18 protein-coding genes are annotated in these 21199 nt (G+C 46.7%); 2 read left to right on the forward strand and 16 right to left on the reverse strand.

The window, feature by feature from the left end; all coding sequences use genetic code 11:
- Positions 1-144: 144 nt before the first annotated feature.
- From Q4Q57_RS09035 to Q4Q57_RS09110, 16 genes are all read right to left on the reverse strand, one after another.
- Entirely contained in the window at positions 145-654 is a 510-nt protein-coding gene (locus Q4Q57_RS09035) for a type II secretion system protein (RefSeq protein WP_268650161.1), read from the reverse strand.
- A gap of 111 nt (positions 655-765) precedes the next feature.
- Complete coding sequence (locus tag Q4Q57_RS09040) at positions 766-1383, reverse strand: prepilin-type N-terminal cleavage/methylation domain-containing protein (RefSeq protein ID WP_311890625.1); 618 nt, start codon at positions 1381-1383, stop codon at positions 766-768.
- Between the two features lie 75 nt (positions 1384-1458).
- On the reverse strand, positions 1459-1953 hold the full coding sequence (locus Q4Q57_RS09045; RefSeq protein ID WP_311890626.1) for an MSHA biogenesis protein MshF: 495 nt from the start codon (positions 1951-1953) through the stop codon (positions 1459-1461).
- Positions 1954-2003: 50 nt separating this feature from the next.
- Complete coding sequence (locus Q4Q57_RS09050; RefSeq protein WP_011847942.1) at positions 2004-3224, reverse strand: type II secretion system F family protein; 1221 nt, start codon at positions 3222-3224, stop codon at positions 2004-2006.
- A 2-nt stretch (positions 3225-3226) separates the two neighbouring features.
- Positions 3227-4987, reverse strand: coding sequence for an ATPase, T2SS/T4P/T4SS family (locus Q4Q57_RS09055; RefSeq protein WP_311890627.1), 1761 nt, complete (start codon positions 4985-4987; stop codon positions 3227-3229).
- Complete coding sequence (locus tag Q4Q57_RS09060; RefSeq protein ID WP_311890628.1) at positions 4984-6339, reverse strand: tetratricopeptide repeat protein; 1356 nt, start codon at positions 6337-6339, stop codon at positions 4984-4986. Before Q4Q57_RS09060 ends, Q4Q57_RS09055 begins: the two co-directional genes overlap by 4 nt.
- Positions 6336-7244: an ExeA family protein gene (locus Q4Q57_RS09065; protein ID WP_006087051.1), complete on the reverse strand. Its 909-nt coding sequence runs from the start codon at positions 7242-7244 to the stop codon at positions 6336-6338. The genes Q4Q57_RS09060 and Q4Q57_RS09065 overlap by 4 nt, the downstream gene beginning before the upstream one ends.
- Positions 7245-7250: 6 nt before the next feature.
- Complete coding sequence (gene mshL / locus Q4Q57_RS09070; protein WP_006083270.1) at positions 7251-8930, reverse strand: pilus (MSHA type) biogenesis protein MshL; 1680 nt, start codon at positions 8928-8930, stop codon at positions 7251-7253.
- Positions 8931-8944: 14 nt separating this feature from the next.
- Positions 8945-9265, reverse strand: a complete 321-nt coding sequence (locus tag Q4Q57_RS09075; protein ID WP_311890629.1) for an MSHA biogenesis protein MshK — start codon at positions 9263-9265, stop codon at positions 8945-8947.
- A complete protein-coding gene (locus Q4Q57_RS09080) occupies positions 9252-9902 on the reverse strand; it encodes an MSHA biogenesis protein MshJ (protein WP_300478510.1) in 651 nt (216 codons plus the stop codon). Before Q4Q57_RS09080 ends, Q4Q57_RS09075 begins: the two co-directional genes overlap by 14 nt.
- The gene (locus Q4Q57_RS09085; RefSeq protein ID WP_263176124.1) at positions 9899-10501 is read right to left on the reverse strand and encodes a fimbrial assembly protein; all 603 of its coding nucleotides are present in this window, start codon (positions 10499-10501) and stop codon (positions 9899-9901) included. Before Q4Q57_RS09085 ends, Q4Q57_RS09080 begins: the two co-directional genes overlap by 4 nt.
- Positions 10498-11376, reverse strand: coding sequence for an MSHA biogenesis protein MshI (locus Q4Q57_RS09090; RefSeq protein WP_311890630.1), 879 nt, complete (start codon positions 11374-11376; stop codon positions 10498-10500). Before Q4Q57_RS09090 ends, Q4Q57_RS09085 begins: the two co-directional genes overlap by 4 nt.
- Positions 11377-11621: 245 nt before the next feature.
- Positions 11622-13565 carry an RNase E specificity factor CsrD gene (gene csrD, locus Q4Q57_RS09095; RefSeq protein WP_311890631.1) on the reverse strand — a complete coding sequence of 648 codons (1944 nt, stop codon included), beginning with the start codon at positions 13563-13565 and terminating at the stop codon, positions 11622-11624.
- A 185-nt stretch (positions 13566-13750) separates the two neighbouring features.
- Positions 13751-14995, reverse strand: coding sequence for a malic enzyme-like NAD(P)-binding protein (locus Q4Q57_RS09100; RefSeq protein WP_006083276.1), 1245 nt, complete (start codon positions 14993-14995; stop codon positions 13751-13753).
- Positions 14996-15531: 536 nt separating this feature from the next.
- Positions 15532-15744: a 50S ribosomal protein L31 gene (rpmE, locus tag Q4Q57_RS09105; protein WP_063883331.1), complete on the reverse strand. Its 213-nt coding sequence runs from the start codon at positions 15742-15744 to the stop codon at positions 15532-15534.
- Between the two features lie 181 nt (positions 15745-15925).
- Positions 15926-17020 carry a FimV/HubP family polar landmark protein gene (locus Q4Q57_RS09110; protein WP_311890632.1) on the reverse strand — a complete coding sequence of 365 codons (1095 nt, stop codon included), beginning with the start codon at positions 17018-17020 and terminating at the stop codon, positions 15926-15928.
- Positions 17021-17122: 102 nt separating this feature from the next.
- Between Q4Q57_RS09110 and priA the strand changes: the two genes are divergently transcribed.
- Positions 17123-19318: a primosomal protein N' gene (gene priA, locus Q4Q57_RS09115; RefSeq protein WP_006083279.1), complete on the forward strand. Its 2196-nt coding sequence runs from the start codon at positions 17123-17125 to the stop codon at positions 19316-19318.
- Positions 19319-19452: 134 nt separating this feature from the next.
- Complete coding sequence (gene argS, locus Q4Q57_RS09120; RefSeq protein WP_006083280.1) at positions 19453-21198, forward strand: arginine--tRNA ligase; 1746 nt, start codon at positions 19453-19455, stop codon at positions 21196-21198.
- Position 21199 lies beyond the last annotated feature (1 nt).

Here is a 21199-nt window from a genome sequence, read left to right on the forward strand (position 1 = left end):
TAGGTTCAGTTTCTGCCAACGATATAATTAACGCAAATAAATGTCAGCAAATCCTTGGCAGACTCATTTCTTTAAAATCATGTAAGAACCGCATTTTATCTAAAAAAAAGGCCTGCTAGGCAGGCCTTTAAGAGTATTAATCAACTAGCATTTCGATGCGTCTGGAATTGCACTATAAGTTGGAGTGCTTGTCGCTGTCGCTGGTGTATAAATCAACACACATGAATCTGGCGCGCCATTTTGCCAAAATGAAACTGTACCGTTATCTGAAAACATAGCCCAATCTTCACCATCAGTAGTAGTGACATTTCCAGTAGCAGGAGCAGCACCCAATGTCTCCATGCTTACTTCTAACGCCGTAGGGAAGTTAGTTTCCGTATCATCCATATAACCAAAAATAGTCGATACTGTATCACCTGCAGCATTTATCGTTACGTCGGTTGCTGTAGTATTTTTATCAACACCAGCGATTGCCGCCTTAGAATAAACTAAAGTATTTGCACCTTGAACCGATGCTTTAAAACCCTCTAATGTCGACACACGAGCATCAGATTGCAGGTTAATAAACTTAGGTGCCGCTGTGACAGCAAGAATACCTAAGATAATGATCACTACGACTAATTCAATTAAGGTAAAACCTTGTTGTCTTTTCATATCAAACTACCTTTCTTTATCAGTGAGTACTCGTGTGAGTACTAATTAAGTTAAGTCACTTCTGAACTAAGTTACTTAAAACATGAACAAAATAAAACTGTTAATTACAGCCTATGGCACAAATGGCGTTTGAGTAAAGCTTAGCACTTTACCTGTGCCTGGGTTATACACGATTCCTTTCGCACCAGCTGTTGATAAATCCGGTGTAGGAGTGGGTACGCCAGTTGTTTGATTTAGCACCAGTGAAGCAACTTGGTGATAAACACATAAATCTAAACCAGCAACGACAGTGCCTGTAATCGAATTAGCGCTACCACCTGCGCCATCAATCACGCGCACGGTATAACGTTGATTACGCGCATCTTGAGTGTAGAGCACATTACGAGGAGCGCTCTGCAGCACGGTATTAAATACTTGTTGGCAACTCGCATCAGTCATAGCAGTCACATCCGTCACTGAAGTTCCCGTTGGATAACCAAAACGAGGATCGAGCGAAACTGACGTACCATCTAAGATCACACTGCTATTTTGGCGCCCATCGACTTCCCACTGCGAACGCACAAAGCTAACGGCAGTCGATAAACCACCGGCCACGCCGTCAACACTGGCGTCTTCAGCATCATCGGTGACATTTAAAAATCGTGGGATCGCGGTTGCAGCGAGTAGCCCTAAAATCACAATCACAATCACAAGCTCTATTAATGAGAAACCTGTTTGCTTAGTTTTCATATATATGCCCCATACTTAAGAAATTTTATTCTAACAGCTAAATCAATTTTAAAAAGCCTTTGAGTTAACAATATTTTAGGGTGCAGTCAAAAAAATGACCCTGCCAGAGTTCAGTTGATAGCCTAAACTATCGCCATTGTGCGACCGATAGTGACAGCTGTTATCCTTAACTAAGTAATCTGCAACTAGCCCTGCGTTATCCACTTCTGCGCCCATAAGTTGCTGCCATAAATCTTGGCAACCTTGGCCGTTTAACTGTTTAGGTTGCGGCCAACCTAAACCATTCACATCAACGACACTTGGCTCAGTTTCCTTTGCGGAATTGTCAAACACTTCCCAGTTCAACTGCATCTGCGGCGGCTTACCCAAAGATAACCATTGGGAGCGCGCCATCACCAGTACATTTAAAAAACGCGCATGATCCACTTCTAATCCACGGGCCGCAATTTGCGGTAGGGTAAAAAAGTACTTAGCTCCAATCACCGCCATGATAACCAACACTAACCCTATGGTTATCATACGCCCATAGATGCGTAATAGATCGCTTTCTGCCTTTTGCTGAGTCTGCATTTAACCTCAGCCCCACACATAAGATAGAAGATAAACATTATCCATATCGATTATTTACCGCCCTTGACCACATTAAGCATATCCCACATGGGCAGGTATATCCCTAAGGCCAACACGAGTACAATCACGGCCACAAAACCGATCAAAATAGGCTCCAATTTAGCGGTGAGGTTCTTTAAATCATAGTCTACTTCGCCCTCATAGAAGTCTGCCGCATCATTGAGTAATTGATCGATTTGCCCCGTCTCTTCACCCACTGCCACCATTTGCAGCACCAACGGCGTAAATAACTTACTCTGATTCGATACCCTTAGCATAGAGTCACCAGACTCAATTCCACGGCGCATACCGACTATTTTGTCGTGCATGTAGGCATTATCTACCGCATCAGCCACTAAACTTAAGGCCTGCGTCATCGGCACGCCAGCGCTCAGCATCATAGAGAAACTACGACAATAACGGGCTAACGTCGAGCGCTCGATAATCGATCCTACGGCGGGGATGTGCAGTTTCCACTTATCCCACTGTTTCTCGCCCTTTTCCGTATGGTGCCAATAACGGATGCCGATAATAGTGCCGATCAGCGCCACCAACATCAGGGCCCAATAATTCACAAACAGATTCGATGTACCAATCAGCACTTTTGTCGCCCAAGGTAAGTCGGCGCCAAAGCGGGAAAACATCTCGGCAAACTTAGGGATCACCATAATATTGAGGATCACCATAGCGAGCGCAATCGCAATCAAGACAAACATGGGATAACGCATGGCCGATTTAATTCGCCGCCGTGTTTCCTGCTCACGCTCGATATAGCCCGACAGCTGAATAAAGGCATCTTCTAACTTACCTGTGTTTTCGCCCACGTGCACCATAGAAACAAACAAGGAATCAAATACATCGGGATGTTGATTCATGGATGATGATAAGGGTCGGCCTGCGGTGAGCTGCTCAGAAATATCATTGAGCGCATCTTTCATCCGCTGGGAATGCGCCGTTTCAGACAAGCCCGCAATCGCCCGCAAAATCGGGATGCCAGAACGGGTCAAGGAGTACATTTGCCGAGTAAAAATCTGTAATTCTTCTAACGCGACTTTTCCACCAAATAACTTAGTCAGTGAGAATGACTTAACCACTTTGGCGACTTTGACCTCAAGGGGGATAATCCCCCGCGCCAATAGCATGTCAGCAGCGGCACTTTCCGATGCCGCATCCAATTGCCCTGTAACGGATTGACCTTGACCACTGCGTCCACGGTATTGATAAATCGGCATAATTACGCCTCAACGCCTTGTTGGCTAATAATATCCTTCGACAAAGGTATCTGTGATTCACTCACATCCTCTACCAGCTTAGCCACCTCTTCAATGGTCGTCATGCCTTCGCTCAAATATTGCAACGCTGACTCGGCGAGCGGAGTAAAATTCGGGCTCTGCAACGCGGCTCTGGCAAAATCCTGCGGATTACCGGTACGCATCGCATCGATCATCTTTTCGTCGAGCTCGAGGATCTCAAAAATACCAATACGACCACGATAACCACTGCCGTTACAACTCTGGCAACCGGTACCGATTCTAAAGTTTGCATGGGTAAAATCTTTACGACTCACGCTACTCAGCCAGGCTTTTTCCTGCGATGTCGGCTGATACTCAACACCACAGTTATGGCACACGCGGCGCACTAAACGCTGGGCAATAATCACCCTTAAGGCACTGGCAACTAAATAACTCGCAGCGCCCATATCGAGTAAACGCAGCGCACTGGTGACCGCATCGTTAGTGTGCAAGGTCGATAGCACAAAGTGACCCGTTAATGCGCCCCTCAGGCCAATCTCAACGGTTTCTTGGTCACGCATTTCCCCTACCATGATGATATCGGGGTCTTGACGTAAGGTAGTTCGCAATACGTTGGAAAAGTTTAAGCCAATCTTATGGTTAACTTGTACTTGGTTGATCCGTGGCAATTGATACTCGACCGGATCTTCCACTGTGATGATCTTACGGTCGGCGGTATTGAGCTCGCTCAAAATACCGTACAAGGTGGTGGTTTTACCGCTACCCGTGGGACCAGTGACCAACAACATGCCGTGGGGGCGTTTAATCTGTTTACGAATACGCGCCAAAATAGCAGGCGGCATACCGGTTTCGTTTAGGGTCAATAACCCCGCCGATTGGTCGAGTAAACGCATTACCACAGATTCACCGTGGTAAATCGGCATAGTCGACATACGCACATCGATATGGTGACCTTTGATTTCCATGTGGAAACGGCCATCCTGCGGCAAACGTTTTTCAGAAATATCGAGTCCAGCCATCAACTTAAGTCGCAATACTAAAGCCGCGGCAATATTAACTTCATTCAGAATCGTTTCGTGTAGCTGGCCATCGATACGCTGGCGAATACGTAGGGCTTTATCACCGGGTTCGATATGGATATCCGAGGCGCGCATTTGCACCGCATCCTCAAAAATCGACTGTAGCAACTTAACCACTGTGGTTTCATTGTCACTGTCACCCGAAGTCAGACTGGCTAAATCGAACATCTCATCGGCGGCGTATTCTTCTTCGAGCTTACCGGCGATCTGAGCAATTTGGTCTGTACGGCGATATAAGTTATCAAACGCTTGCAGCAGTTGCTGCTCGGGCGCTACCGCTAACTTCAAACGCTTAGGTGCGATAAGCATTTCGAGGTGATCGAGCGCCTGCAAATCGGCAGGATCACTCATAGCGACCAGTACGCTATCGCCCCTGTCTTCAACCGCTAAAGCGCGGAAACGTCGGGCTTGCACCTCAGGAATAAGATGCACGACTTCCGCTGGGATCGGCATTTTACTGATATCAAGCAAAGGCACATTCAATTGCTGCGACAAGAACTGCAACAACTGATGCTCAGTAATCGATTGCAGATCAATGAGGGTACGACCCAGTTTTTTGCCCGTATTACGCTGCTCGCCTAACGCCTGTTGCAACTGCGCTTCGGTAATAATGGCTTCTTGAACTAACAGATCGCCCAAACGCATTTTTAATCTGGGTTTCATTGGCTATCTCCTAGCTGAGTCAAACGTTGTTCGATAAAGGCACTCGCCTGCGCCGATAAGCCTCTGTGGCCTAACGCAGTCCGATAGGCTTGGCGTGCTTGGAGAAATTGCTGCTGCGAATCAAGCGCATAAGCCAGTCCCATCCACCATTTAGCCTGTTGAGGTTCTTGTTGTAATAACTGCCTGTAGGCTTGTTCCGACACTGAAAACTGCCCTAGCTTTTGTGCCAAATCCGATTGTGCCATCCACTTTTGTCTCGCCAGCGGATGCGTATCAGGTATGTTAGCTAACGTCACTAATGCGAGATCAGCCTGACCAGCGGCTTGCTGAACCCGAGCGAGCAATAAGGCAAAGTCTAACTGCTGCGGGAATAACAGCATGCCTTGCTGCAACACTTCACTGGCTTTGGCTAATTGACCTTGGCCATAATGCAGTGCAGCTAATTGCTTGCGCGCTTCGTGCATGCTGGGTTCAAGCGCCAAGGTTTGCTCATAATAACTAATGGCATCTTTGAGCTTGCCATCCCTTTCTGCCTCACTCGCTAACGTAAACCGCTTCTTTGCCAGCTGCTTTGGCGTTAACTTCACCTCAGTAATCGCCATTTGCCCTTGTTCTTTGGGCGCGAGTCGATTAGTGCCTGCATCAGCGTCGTTAAGCCCATTGCTCGCATTACCTTCATTATCGGCGGCAACACTGGCCCGCTCCGACATCATTAACGCAGAGGGTGCAGCTACAGTGACCTCGGCGCTACGCACACTCGATGTCGCACTACTTGGCTGTGAATGGCTTGGCTGCGAGTGGCTTGGCTCGCTTACCGTATCAACCTGATCATTTGCGAGTTCAAGGCTCACGTCTGCTTGTGGTTTTTGTTGGGGTTGCGACTGAGACTGAGCTTGTTGCTCATGCTCAGCTTCTTTTGCGGTTCCCAATTCTGGTGCCTGACTCGATGCCACTTCGGTGGCACTTGGTTCAAACTCTTCACTATTGGCTGTCATCGCCGCCGCAATCTTCTGTGTCGTCGCAAGCTTCAATGGTTTAGCAGCGGCATCGACGTTAGGTGAAGCTTCTTCTGAGGCAACACTGTCGATCCGCACAGACTCAGTTTGGGCGGTTAAAGTATTTTGTTCCTGCGCTTGAGATGAAGCTGTCGCTTCTGCAGGCTCTGCCATGAAAAATTGCCAGCCATAAACCGTGCCGCCACCGAATAGCAGTGAAAAACCACAGAGCAGCAGCCAGTGAGATGATGAACGCCTGCGAGCTAAATATTGCACCTGCGGTTGAGTGACGTTACTAAGTTCGTGCCCCTGCTGACGTTTGTCGAGATCCTGCAACATCTTGTTGATCACGCTCATACAACACTCCTCAAAACGTGTTGTAATCCCAAACCGAACACCACAGTTATCAGAGAGAAAAAAGGTAGCCATTTCCACGACAATAATCGGCGCACGCTCGCATCTTCAGTGTCTTGAATCGCCGCTTTAACGTGGGAGGTTTGCACACGCGTAGCGCCCTCGCCGAAACTCAGTAACAAGGCTTTGTGGGCAAGAATATTGATCAATCTGGGGATCCCTCGGGACGCATAAGCAATCTGACGTGTTTCCCGTGATGTAAAGAGTGGTTCGCCCGCACGCCCTGCTATGGCTAATCTGTGACGAATATAAGCATCGGTTTCATCCCATGTCAGTGGGCGAAGGTTGTAGCTAAAAGTAATACGTTGTCTTAATTGCCTGAATTCTTGGCGTTTAAGTCTTTCATCAAGTTCGGGTTGCCCAAATAACACCACCTGCAATAACTTACGCGTCTCGGTTTCGAGATTAGTGAATAACCGCAGCGCCTCTAAACTGTCGTCCGGCAATGCCTGCGCTTCATCGAGCACTAATACGATGGCGTGACCATGGGCGCTCAAAGCTAAAAGCTGCTGCTGGATAAGCCCAGTGAGCTGCTGCTGGTCGATATTGCTGGCGTATTTAAGGCCTAACTCACTCGCCACCGCCCAGCGTAACTCTGCAGGCGTAAGGTAAGGATTGGGTAGATAGGCGCAATGGAACTTAGTCGGTAATTCATTGATAAGCTTGCGGCAAATCAGAGTTTTACCTGTCCCCACCTCCCCTGTCACCTTGATAAAACCTTCACCCGTTTGTAGCGCAGTTTGCAACACTTGCAGGGCTTCTACGTGTGGCGATAGGCCGAAAAAAAATCCGGTATTGGGTGTCAATGAAAATGGGGCTTGGTTTAAGCCAAAATGCTTCTGATACATAGAAGCTTACTTTGTCTCCGGATACCAACGATCTAATAAGGTCTTAGAACGTTGTAGCTCAGTTTTCCAGGTATCGACGCCAACTACCGTAGGTTTTAACAGAATAATCAGCTCAGTTTTCTTCTTTTGCTTGCTGCGGTTTTTAAACAATTCCCCGAGGAAAGGAATATCCCCCAACAAAGGCACTTGCGAGACGACTTCGGTATTTTCGCTCTTCATCAAGCCACCTATGATGACTACGTCACCGGAAGCGGCGCGGATAACGGTATCAGACTCGCGAATTTCACTCTGCGCTAAAGGTAGCTCCAACGAAGCATCACTCACTTTGATATCTTTAGTCTGCTCTTTCACATCGATAACGGATGGATGCACGTGCAATAACACATTACCGTCACTATCAATTTGCGGCGTGACATCTAAGGCAATGCCTGAGAAAAACGGCGTGAGCTCGACTTGTGGAGTGGTCACAGGCGTTGCGCCCGCTACTGTGGTCGATGAAACGTCAGTGACAAAATACTCATCGGTACCGACTTTAATCACAGCTTTTTGGTTATTCGATGCTGTTACCCTTGGGCTAGACAATACATCCACATCGCCTTGGGTATCTAACAGATTGATCATGGTCGTAAAGTCGGAGCCTTTAATACTCAGCGAGGTCACGCCACCAATCGCCGAGGTGATTTTATCGCTTAACCCAGGGCCTTTCGAAGTCCCAAAATTCACATTCGTATTGCCGACATGACCCAGCACATTCTCCCATTGGATACCTTGCTGATAGCCATCAGATAATGTGACTTCGATGATCTTAGCCTCCAAGATTACTTGGCGCTGCAGATGACTCTCGGCAGAATTTAAGAAAGTGCGAACTTGGCGTAATTCACTAGGGAAAGCACGAATGGTCACTAAACCCGCCTGCGGCGTAACCACCACTTGCCGCCCATTTCCTGTGTCACCAATAATCGCCGTCAGCGTTTCTTTCAGCTCGCCCCAAAAATCAGTCTTAGTGCGCGAGCGGATAAATGTACCGTTACTGCTATCGCTGCTGCCATTGCTGCTGGAGTTGTTGCCGTTACTGCTGTTGGAATTATTATTACTCGAACCACTGTTATTTGAGTTGTTATTGTTCGAATTACTATTGGAATTATTGCTATCGGAAATCCGCCCAGAACTCACTGAGGTCACAGATAAGCCGTCGCGCTCCATATAAAGATAATTCAGCGGGAAAGTCTCAGTACGCATTCCAGCGGGGAACACTCTTAGAATACGCCCTTCACGGCTCACTTCGTAACCGTAGATATCTTCAACCACTTGAATCGCTTCGCTTAAGGTTACACCTTTAAGGGATAACGAAATCGTACCTTGCACATCAGGATGCACAGCAACACTCAGCGGCGTACCTTGGACTAAACTTGGAAAAAATACTTTGGCATCCACATCATGGGCAGATACATCGAAACGACGCTCAGTTTCCAGCGCAGGGGTTAAGCCTGACAGTAAAGCGCCCGAATTCAATTCTCGCTGAACCGCATCCGGCATAGTCGCAGGCGGTGGCGTCGTTGATGCCGTAGCCGTCGCCATTGAGGCCGCTAGTGCCGCCTTACTCGCCTCCGGTTGTGGCCTATTTGTGGTCTGACACGCCACAAGGCAAAGTGAGAGCAGAGGTGTAAAGTATTTAATCGCTTTCATCTGAGGTGTATTCCCTATCTCTCTGTTATTGCTTGAAACAATGTCAATTTCCGTCCATCGGACAGCGACACATAAGTGGGGGTGATCTTGACGATACTCAGCCCCTGAATGCTGTCGCCAACAGACAATATCTTGTTATTTATCACAGCATAAGCCGTGTTGCCTGAACTCACTATGCTGTTAAGTACCATTGCCTGATCCTGCACTTGACTCGCATGACCCACCACAGCAAAACCTTTACCGGGCAAGGTAGGGTCGCGCAGTGATTCAGCAGACACCATAGGGCTGCTGAGTAATAACAACACATTGATAATATAAGACTTATTTAGAGACACTGATAAAGTCCTTATTAATACTCAAGGTATAAAGTTCAATCTCTACTGTCGCTTGGGGATATTCTGCAACTTTATAGTCGAGACGCTTCCAATAAAGTTTATCTGGCATGGCCTCTACGGCTTCCACAAAGCGCAGCACAGAGAAATAATCGCCCTCTAAGCTCATACGAATACCATGGCTATACAGATTGAGTTTCTTCTCTTCACCCACAGCTAACAGGGGAATAGGCGCAATCGACATAAACTTAATTAATTTAATCCCTTGCACTTGTCCCAGTAAATTACCCAGCAGCTCTGGCATATAGTCTGCCGGCACCATATCCACCATCTGCTCATTAAGCTGGGCATCTAAGGCTTGATTCTGTTGCTCTAACAAGACTAAACGCTGTTGGTAATCTTGATTGGGATCTAACGCTAAACGTTGCTGATACAAGTCAACCTGCTGGGCCGAAATCACGTTTTCTTGCTCTAAGGCTTTTAGCTGTTGTGACAACGCCACATGGGTTTTCCACAGGGACTCTAAGGGTAAATAACTCAGCATACCGACCACGGCCAGAATAGCGACTGAGATCAGCACTCGCTCGCGGCGACTTAACGCATCAAACTGTTGCCCTAGTTGGGCTAACTTTTGCTTCATTGCGCGGTCTCCTCCTTGCTATCGCTCTTCAAGGTAAAGGCCAAAGGTTTATCTTCACCGCGATCCATACTCATCGACGAGAAAGCTTGCCCCTTTAAAGTCTGCGTTGTTTTAAGTTTGCCAATCCACTGCGGAATGCTTTGAGGATGGTCGGCAAAACCTTCGAACATAAAATCTTGCTCATTAATGACGATATGACTAAGCCACACGCTCGCATCCGACACGACCGCTAAATCTTTAAGTACAGGCGCAAAACCTCGGCTGGTTAAAGAGGCCCTAAGACTCAATTCACCCATGAGTAACTGCTTCAGCTCTAACTGTTGTGCCGCTAAATCCACTCGCGCAACGAGATCGGCATCGGGTTTACGCGCGGCAATTTGTGCTTCTAATGCCTGTTTTTGGGTATCGAATTGCAGCTTTTGCTGAGCAGCCAATTGCTGAGCCTGTTGCAGCTCACTGACTTGCCAGTAGCTATAACCGCCTAAAGCCGCAAATAGGACCAAAAATCCCGCAGCATAAGCCCCCAAACGTGCAAAGGTTAATCTTTGCTTTGGCGGAAGTAAGGAAGGAGTGTAGAGATTGACTCGGTATTTAATCACTCAGCACCTCTGGAAAATTCGGCAAAGGCTAATCCCGCTAATCGCGCGCCAACACAGCTTTTATCGATAACATTCACAGCTTGATTAAAGTTTGCCGACACTAGCTTAGCTAAAGTATCCACGGCGCCATCGGCGAGAAGTTCAATAGAAGATACCGGAGCTTGCCTTAACTGGCTTTCAAAGTAATCCATAGAGCGCTGAATCTCTAAGCTTAAATTATCTGCCATGCCATAAGTTAACTCATCGGCTTGAGTCTTATCCAACTGGGTAAATCCGCGCACACGCCGCTGCATGTACAGCTGCCCTTGCTTAACCACAGTCAATAACAATTCTTGCCCTGGAATATGGCTGACCACCAGACGAGCTTGGTGGTCATCACCAAATAAGTTGGTCATGGCTAACTCTTCGATACTGATACCGATAAGTTGTAAATTTTGTTCATGAATGGCCTGTACCATGCTCACGAGTTTAGCTTTATCGACCACCACCACATTGATTTTATTACTGGGAATGGGTGACTCGAAATAGTCTAAATGGATTTGCGGCACAGGTAGCGTCACCATGTCTTTAATTGACCACAGCAAGGCTTGGGATAATTCGACAGTATCGACATTGGGTTTATCAGTCAGCAGTAATTGATAAAGCCCTGAAGCTAAAACCAGTTGTAATTGAGCATTAGGGAAGGATTTAGCGACGGCAGCAAACGCCGATGACCAGTGCTCATCTTTAAGCTCGAAGGGTAACCACAGTTCAGTACGATCACTTTGAGCAGGTGCGTAAACCCATAATTTATCGGCATAAACATAGATGCCAAGGCTAGTCGGATCCGTTTTTTTCTGCCAAAAGGCGAGTCGACCTATAAGACTTTTTTCCATAAAGATGCCTGTAACCAACTGAATTTAAAAGCGTGAGTAGTCTCTTATGCTTAAACGTCCTGTCACTCCACTCTCCAGTGTTCCTTGCCCTCTGACTTGCTTTATCGCTAATTTAAACAGCAAACGTCATTATTTTGGCACTGGATAGTTTAGCTGCAAATACTCGTATTTTATAGATAAATACGTGAATAATAGGATCTATTTGTCTCTAAGACGACATTAGTCACCCAAATACCACACTTGCCTTACTTAGCTTCAATGGGTTCACTGAAATACATTCCCTGCGCTGCGCCAACGCCGAGGATTTGCAGCGTCTGCCATTCTTCGAAGACTTCAACCCCTTCGGCACAAACTTGCACTTCCGTTCGATACAAACCGCCAATCAAGCTACGGATGAATAATTGGTTTTCTGGGCGTAAATGAATATGCCGCACAATCGATCTATGTAGCTTAATTAGATCAAAATGACATTCACGAATATAGTAAGTGCCAACGACCTGCTGGCCCACATGATCGACGCATAATCTCGCGCCCATTTTACGGATCATATCTAATTTAGGCTGCAACTTTTCTTGATGTTGAATAACGATATCTTCCGATACTTCGAAAATCAATCGCGTGGTCAAATGACGATATTCTAACAGCGTCGTTTTTAGCCATTGGGTAAAAGCTCGACTCATTAGCGAATCCAAACTCAGATTTATACTGTATATCTGTGGCGCTGATTTCTTATTTTTTTGAGTATTCGACACGCCGTCCGCTAATTCATTAGACTGTAACAATAATACCCGCTCAATAATTTGCCGTTCGACTTGCGGCATTAAACCACATTTATTCGCCATTGGAATAAACAGTGTGGCACGAATTAACGCTCCTTGATTATCCCGCGCCCGAGTAAATATCTCTTTATGGTGCTCATTACCATCTGAATCAATTATCGGCTGGCTAAAGGGGAAGAATCGCCTTTGCACTAACGCGTTTTCTAAAAAGCTACGCCAACGCACCGAGCCTTTAGCAAACTCTTCATCAATCGCGCCTTTGTCGTACATAAACCAATTACTGTTACCCTGTAATTGTGCCGCCCTCAAAGCCATATCGGCTTCTTCAATTAACTGCGCCGCATTGTCGCCGGCGGTAAAATAAGCGCATCCGAGGTGGAAAAAATTATCGCTATTCTCGACTTCAGGTAAAGGCTGGCTCAAACATATCTTAAGTAACTTACTGGCGAATTGGTCGGCTTCGATTAACGAGATTTGCGGCACAACTATGGCAAATTGATTGTGGGAACGACGGGCAAAGATACTGTTGGCTTGGGTTTGCAGTAATTGGCTTATCGCGTTAACAGTCGAGTTTAATAACTCTTTGGTTACCGCTTCACCTTGGGATTGCTGCAGTAAATCCAGATCATCCATCTCTAATAAATAAATCACCCCATGGGCGAGCATCGCCTGATTATGACTAAGGGCGTCGAGACGGTTATTTAAGAAAAGTCGATTACCAATGCGCGTTTCCGCATCGAGAAAGGTATTAGAACGAATGAACTTGTCAAAACGACCGCGCTCTTTTTGTGCGTCTTGTAATTCTTCTAACAACTTGGTCAAAGCGCGGTTAATCAGCCTTGGCTTGCCATTTCCGGGAGTCGCGAGTGCTTGCTCGTGCTTACCTTGCAAGATCAATCGACTGCGTAAGGCTAATTCTTCAATGCCATCCAATTGCTGGGAAAACCATAAATAGCCAAAACGCACTAAGGCTGCCACAGCTAACACACCGACCAACAGGATGAGGATTTCATACCAACTAAAAGTGTAATGCTCGAAGGGTTGGGTCAAGGTCAGCTGCATACGCAGACCAGATTTTGGATCTAACACATGGTCATACACCATGGCATTTTGCGTAGTCAGATTGCCTTCATAGGCAAAGATCACTTCATCTTTCAAGGTCAGCCGAAAATCAACAGCATTGTAGGCGAGCAGCATGGGCGGCAGCCAAGCCTCCAAATCCCAATCGGGTTGGTGTTGATATTGGTCCACTAACATAGTTTCGAGTTCGGCGACTTTCTGCTGCTGAAATTTATAGGTCAGCTGCACGAAACTCATCATAGCGCTCAGCAAAAATACGAAGGCGATAGCGGCTAATGACATTAACCAAAAGCTGGTTAATTTTGTAGTTAACATTCGGGTGAATTTCATCTATCCGCTATCCTGCAGGATTATTATAATTATTTGTGCGATTTTAACAGGAGTACAACAAAGTTGTCCGTTGATTATTCAGTAGCATAACCTAAAAGGCAACCAAGACGCTGTGACTTTAATGTCCACTTAAAAACAAAAAAGAGGCTAATTAGCCTCTTTTCGATGTTTTTACCACTTTTAGCCTAGTCGGCGTATTTAGGTAAAGTAGGGATAGCAGCAACACCAGAGTCGATAGCCGCCTGTGCAACCGCACGGGCAACATTAGGCAATAAACGTGGGTCCATAGGTTTTGGCAGCACGTATTCAGGGCCAAAACTCAGTGAAGTCACATTAGGATAAGCCTTTAATACACTCGCAGGCACAGGCTCTTTTGCCAGTGCAGCAATGGCATGAACCGCGGCGATTTTCATCTCATCATTAATGCATGACGCACGCACATCCAAGGCACCACGGAAAATAAACGGGAAACACAATACGTTATTCACTTGGTTTGGATAATCGCTGCGACCGGTACCCATGATCAAATCGCTACGCGTTGCGTGAGCCAGTGCCGGTTTGATTTCAGGATCTGGGTTAGAACAGGCAAAAATCACCGGCTTATCGGCCATCAGCGCAACTTCTTCTGCACCAATCACGTCAGGACCTGATAGGCCTAAAAACACGTCTGCGCCTTTAATAACATCAAGAAGCGTGCGTTTGTCGGTATCATTCGCAAATAGCGCTTTATATTCATTAAGATCCGTACGGCCAGAATGAATAACACCTTTAGTGTCTAGCATATAAATGTTAGCGCGATTCGCACCACATTTAACCAACATAGTCATACAAGCAATGGCTGCGGCACCGGCGCCCATACACACAAACGTTGCATCGCTGATCAACTTGCCTTGAATTTCCAGCGCATTAATCATACCCGCCGCAGTCACAATTGCAGTGCCGTGCTGATCGTCATGGAATACCGGCACTTTACAACGGGCAATCAATTCACGTTCGATAACAAAGCATTCGGGCGCTTTAATATCTTCAAGATTGATACCACCAAAAGTGTCAGCAATCGCTGCAACTGTATTGATAAATTCTTCAGGCGTATTGTGGGTGATCTCAATATCTGTCGAATCGATATTTGCAAAATGCTTGAACAATAATGCTTTGCCTTCCATCACAGGTTTAGAAGCCAAGGGGCCTAAATTGCCTAAACCTAAGATCGCCGTACCATTAGTAATCACGGCAACCGTATTACCTTTATTTGTATAACGATACGCATTGTCAGGATTAGCCGCGATTTCACGCACAGGCTCAGCCACACCAGGGCTATAAGCTAGGGCGAGATCGTGACTCGTTTCGGCAGGTTTGGTAAGGCAAACTGCGGTTTTGCCTGGTATTGGAAATTCATGATAATCGAGTGCTTGTTGACGAATATCTGACATTTTAAAATCCTGAAATGCGACATTTATAATTTATGAGAGTAAGGCCTACCAACACACATCTAGTCTCACCAAAGGGTGATGTTAATAGTCTGGCTGGTCGGGGTAAGATACGCCAATAAGGGGAATTTTTAAATAAGAGATTCAGAAATTTCACTTTAGCCTGCAAATAGACCCTCTAAGCTTAGTTTTATAAACTTATCTCCTATAATAAAGCTGCATTTCTTAATATATTTTGTAGGAAACAAACATATATTTTGTAGTTATAGCGCTAGTTGTAGCGAGTTAATCTCAAAAATGTTGGTTAAATTACAATATATAACGGCTAGCATATTTATCTTATAGTTAATTGCTATAAATAAGTCGAATTACATACTTGAACTCGCAATACGCAATAAGTTGACGATTAATTGAGTGAAGTCGTACCAGATGGGGGATTTAACATAAGTATTAAGATAGGCGTAAATAAAGCGGTTCGGCAAATGATAGAAAACAAAAAGGCGCCATAGGCGCCTTTTCTAGAAACATTGCAATCGCAATTATTTCTTTGCAAGCACTGCGAAGCGCTTGTTGAATTTGTCGATACGACCGCCTGTATCAACAACTTTTTGTGTACCAGTGTAGAATGGGTGACATGCACCACATACGTCTAAATGCAGATCTTTACCAGCAGTAGAGTTTACTTTGATAACGTTACCACAAGTACAGTTTGCAGTGATGATAGCGTATGTTGGGTGGATACCTGGTTTCATTGGGGTTACCTCAAAAGTGTAAGGCCATGTCGCTCTTCCAACCCGTAGTCGGACACCACATGCATGTTAATAACAATATGTTTAGGGCGCAGAATGGTACAGCATACCCACAAGGGATACAAGTAGATTATCTGAGCGTTTGACGGTTATTCTGCGGCTATTTTGACTTTAGTTCGCCGCTTCATTTCCCCGCCTCTTTAGCTTCAAACATCGCCTGCGCCTCTTTGGCGTTAGCATGCTGTGCCAAAATCATTTTTGAAGGACAGGACAGAGCCGCATTACTCTTGAGTGCGTTGATTTTATTTTTTGAGAATGCCGCTGGATTCGCCTCGTAGATCGCCAGCATAGCGCCATAAACACTCACGTCCCAATCGTTGGCATAGCGATTCGCAATGCGCCACAAGGTCTCACCTGCAAGATAAGTTAACTGACAATGTTCAGGTGTCTGCGAAGCTGTTGGGGACGTTTCAGCAGCATTCACTTTGAGTTCGCTATTTGTTGTCTTCGCAGTTTCTGTAGCTACGACTTCAGACATAACAGTCTCAGGTACTACAGTTTCAACAGGCGTTGTTTTAACGGCAACAGATTCAGACATCACAGTTTCAACAGGCGTTGTTTTAACAGCAACAGGTTCAGAGGTTTTGGCGACAGGCTTTGCCTCGGTGACTGATATATTTTGCTCATTCACTGCTTCAGGGAATTTAAAACCAGTCACGATTTCAGCCGCTGACACTGTGGGCTTAGTATCTACATGAGTATTTGCAGCCGCGATAACCGCCGTCGTAGGCTTAGCCTCCAACACTCGCGTGGATTCAGCGGCCACTTTTACAGGCTGAGCATTCACTTTATCCGCACGCTTTTGCACCTGCGCTATCGTCGTATTTTTACTGCCCGATGCCGCTTTTGCGGTTAGCGTGGCCAATGTTGGCTTAGCCTCGCCAAATAGATTGATACTTTTGACCTCATACCATCGGTCGAGTCGATACTCCCTCACTAAGAGTTTAGCCTTGTCATCTTTTACATCTTCAACACCCGTGAGCAAAACTAAAAAGCGATTAAGCTCCTCAACCATTAACTTTTCTTCGCTGCCGGCTTGCTGCACTACAAACTCTAAGCGCGACATGTCTTGATTATCCGCAATCACATTCACCCTGAGTTTAGGATAACCACCTAACTCAAACATGCGGCTGTTAACGCTCACATGGGAGACTTGTGCCATGCTCGGTGCGCTACACACTAACGCGAGTAGACCTAATGATTTCACTATATTAGCCATTTATTTACTCTCAACTATCCTTGGTAAACCATCATTAGGGCTAGCCCTAGCCAGCCGCGCTGAGTACACTAAACCACATTCTTGCCTAAGACTTGCCTGCATATGTCATTGTTTGTCGAAGTTGCGTTACCTGTGCCTATGCGGCAAACCTTTAGCTACCGCGTACCCGAAACTTATCCTAGTACACCGCAGATAGGCGTGCGCGTTAAAGTCCCCTTCGGTCGTCAACAATTAATCGGATTAGTCACAGGTATCACAGATACGTGCAGCTTAGCGCCTAAGCAGATTAAGTCTGTGCTTGAGTTTATCGACGATAAACCTTTGTTGCCTGAATCACTTTATAAATTAACCCTTTGGGCCGCGAGATACTATTTTTGCAGCCAAGGGCAGATGCTAACCCAAGCCTTACCAGTGGCCCTTCGCAAAGGGCTCGATGCCGCGCCGCAAAAGATCCAATTCTGGCAATTAACTGAGATAGGCCAAAATATTGCGCCAGAAGCGGTTAAGCGAGCACCCGCACAGAAAAAATTACTCGAGTTACTCAAACCAGCCAGCTTAACCCAAGAAGAAGTGATCAGCTTAGATATCAGTAAAGCGGCACTGAAAGCCCTAGAAGATAAAGGCTGGGTGGCACGCCATGAAAAAATTGCCGAGCTTAACCTCGACTGGCGCACCACACTCGAAATGGACGAAACGCCACATAAACTCAATAAAGAACAAGCCGTCGCCGTTGCCACCTTAAATCTGCAACAAGGGTATCACTGTACTTTATTAGAAGGCATTACCGGTTCGGGTAAAACTGAAGTCTATTTGGCGGTGCTCGAGGAAATCCTCAAGCAAGGCAAGCAAGCGTTAATTTTAGTGCCTGAAATCGGTTTAACACCCCAGACTATCAATCGCTTTAAGCGCCGTTTTAAAGTCAATGTCGCCATATTGCACTCAGGGTTAACCGACAATCAAAGACTCGAAGCTTGGCGCCAAGCCCGCTGTGGTCAGGCCGCCATCATTATCGGCACCCGCTCGGCCTTGTTCACGCCAATGGCCTATCCCGGCATCATCATACTCGATGAAGAACACGACAGTAGCTTTAAGCAACAGGAAGGCGTCGGTTACCACGCCCGCGACTTGGCAGTCATGCGTGGCCATTTAGAATCAATTCCTGTGATATTAGGCACGGCAACGCCCTCACTCGAAAGTCTACAAAATGCCTTAAGTGGCCGTTACCATCATTTGCAATTGGGAGAGCGTGCTGGCGCCGCTAAAAAAGTGCGCCAAGGGATTATCGACATTAAAAATATGCCGCTCAAAGCAGGAATGTCGGTACCGCTGCTGAACGAAATCCGTCTGCATTTAGACGCAGGTAACCAAGTATTACTGTTTCTCAATCGCCGCGGCTTCGCACCCGCTCTGCTTTGCCACGAGTGTGGGCACTTACACGAGTGCGACCGCTGCGACGCGTTTTTTACTGTACATCAATCCCTTGGTGAAATTTGCTGCCACCATTGTGGCAATCAATATGCCATCCCTAAGCAATGCCACAAATGCGGCAGCACTATGCTGATGGGCCAAGGTATAGGCACAGAACAACTCGCCGAGGCACTGCAGCTGGAGTTTCCGAAACATCCAGTGGTACGCATCGACCGCGATACCACTCGCTTAAAAGGCTCACTAGAAACCCACTTAAACGCAATTCATAAGGGCGAATATAAAATCCTCGTCGGCACGCAAATGCTGGCTAAAGGCCATCACTTCCCTGATGTGACACTTGTTGGGCTACTCGATGTCGATGGTGCCTTATTTAGCGCCGACTTCCGCGCGCCCGAGCGTTTTGGGCAACTCTACACCCAAGTCGCTGGTCGTGCGGGCCGCGCCAGTAAACCCGGCACGGTATTATTGCAAACTCACCAGAGCGACAATCCTATTTTGCGGGATTTGCTGCATCGCGGTTATGGCGAGTTTGCCCGCAGCCAGTTAAAAGAGCGTCAACAAGCACTGCTGCCGCCAGCATGGCACATGGTGTTGGTGCGCGCCGAAGCCCATTTAGCCAGTGATGCCGATAACTTTCTCAACGCCTTCGCCGCGCTCTTGCCGCAAGATAAAGAATTTGAGGTGATTGGTCCTATGCCAGCGCCCTTAGATAAAAAAGCCGGCAAGTTCCGTCGCCAACTGCTATTCCAAGCGAAAAACCGCAACCGTCTACAGCAAGAGTTTGAACGTATTCATCCGCTTGTAGAGCAGCTTATCGAAGCCAAGCGCTGCCGATGGAGCTTAGACAGAGATCCGCAGGATCTCCTCTGAGTCGAGTATTTGATAAGTATTTAAGCGCCATTTGATAAAAAATCATCGGGAAGATAGCAATTGTTAACCACAAACGGCTAAAATATGCGGTTATTCCCTGTATTCACTCTTAAAGTTAGTGCCGATTAGAACCCATGAAATCACATATCCAATCATTACTTGAACAAACTCTAGAATCCTTTAAACAACAAGGTATTGTGCCTGCTGACTTTGAAGCGCGCATTCAGGTAGATCGAACCAAGGATAAGAGTCATGGCGACTTGGCAACCAACTTAGCCATGATGCTGACTAAGGTCGCAGGCAAGAATCCACGCGAATTAGCCCAACTGATCATCGACACCTTACCGGCTTCGGCTTATGTGGCTAAGGTTGAGATCGCAGGTCCTGGCTTTATCAACTTTTTTATCAACGACAGCGCCTTAGCGGATCAACTGCAAAATGCCGTCAACGATGAGCATTTAGGTATCAAGTTACCGACACCGCAAACCGTTGTTGTTGATTACTCTTCACCAAACCTCGCCAAAGAAATGCACGTAGGTCACCTACGTTCAACCATCATTGGTGACAGTGTGGTACGTGCGCTGGAATTTTTAGGCCACAAAGTCATTCGTCAAAACCATGTGGGCGACTGGGGTACACAATTTGGTATGTTGCTGGCCTATATGGAAGAGCTACGCGCCAAAAATGGTGAGAAAGCGCAACTTGAACTGTCTGATTTAGAAAACTTTTACCGCGCTGCCAAACTGCGCTTCGACGAATCGGCCGAGTTTGCGACCCGCGCTCGTCAATTAGTGGTTGAGTTGCAATCTGGCGACGAATACTGCAACAAACTGTGGCGCGAATTTAACGACATTTCGTTGAGCCACTGCCATGAAGTCTACGCCCGTTTAGGTGTGAGCCTGACCCGCGCCGACGTGCACGGTGAAAGTGCGTATAACGCCGATCTCGAGCAAGTAGTTAAAGATTTAGATGCCCAAGGTTTATTAACCGAAAGCAACGGCGCCAAAGTTGTATTCCAAGAAGCCTTCCGCAATAAAGAAGGTGAGCCACTACCAGTGATCATCCAAAAAGCTGATGGCGGCTACTTGTATGCCACCTCAGATCTTGCGGCAATGCGCTACCGTTCGAACGTGTTAAAAGCCGATCGCGTACTGTATTTTGTTGACCTACGTCAGGCGCTGCATTTCCAACAAGTCTTCAGCCTAGCCAAGCTGGCTAAATTTGTTCGTGAAGATATGTCATTGGAACACTTAGGTTTTGGCACGATGAACGGCGAAGATGGCCGTCCATTCAAAACCCGTAGCGGCGGCGTCGTTAAGTTAGTCGACCTGTTAGAAGAAGCCAACGTGCGCGCACTTGAACTCGTTCGCAGCAAAAATCCAGATATGGATGAAGTCACGCTGACTGAAATCGCTCGCGTCGTTGGGATCAGTGCCGTTAAATATGCTGACTTGTCGAAAAACCGTACCAGCGATTACATATTCAGCTTCGAACAAATGCTCAGCTTCGAAGGCAATACCGCACCTTACCTGCTGTACGCATACACCCGTGTTGCAGGCATCTTCAAGCGTGTAACCGATCTGGATCTCAGCCAAGCGAAAATCGTGCTTGAGCATGAAAAAGAGAAAGACCTCGGTAACAAGTTAGCGCAGTTCGGTGAGATCCTCAGTCGCGTTGTCGATAAAGGTCAACCGCACGTACTGTGTGCTTACCTGTATGAATTAGCGGGAGCTTTCTCAAGTTTCTACGAAGCGTGCCCCGTACTTGCTGCTGATAACGACGCGCAAAAGAACAGCCGTTTATTACTCGCACAGCTGACGGCTCGTACGTTACAAAAAGGCCTAAATCTACTCGGTATCGAAACCTTAGAGCGGATGTAAG

Source organism: Shewanella sp. SP2S2-6 (assembly GCF_031931965.1).
Lineage (GTDB): Bacteria > Pseudomonadota > Gammaproteobacteria > Enterobacterales > Shewanellaceae > Shewanella > Shewanella baltica.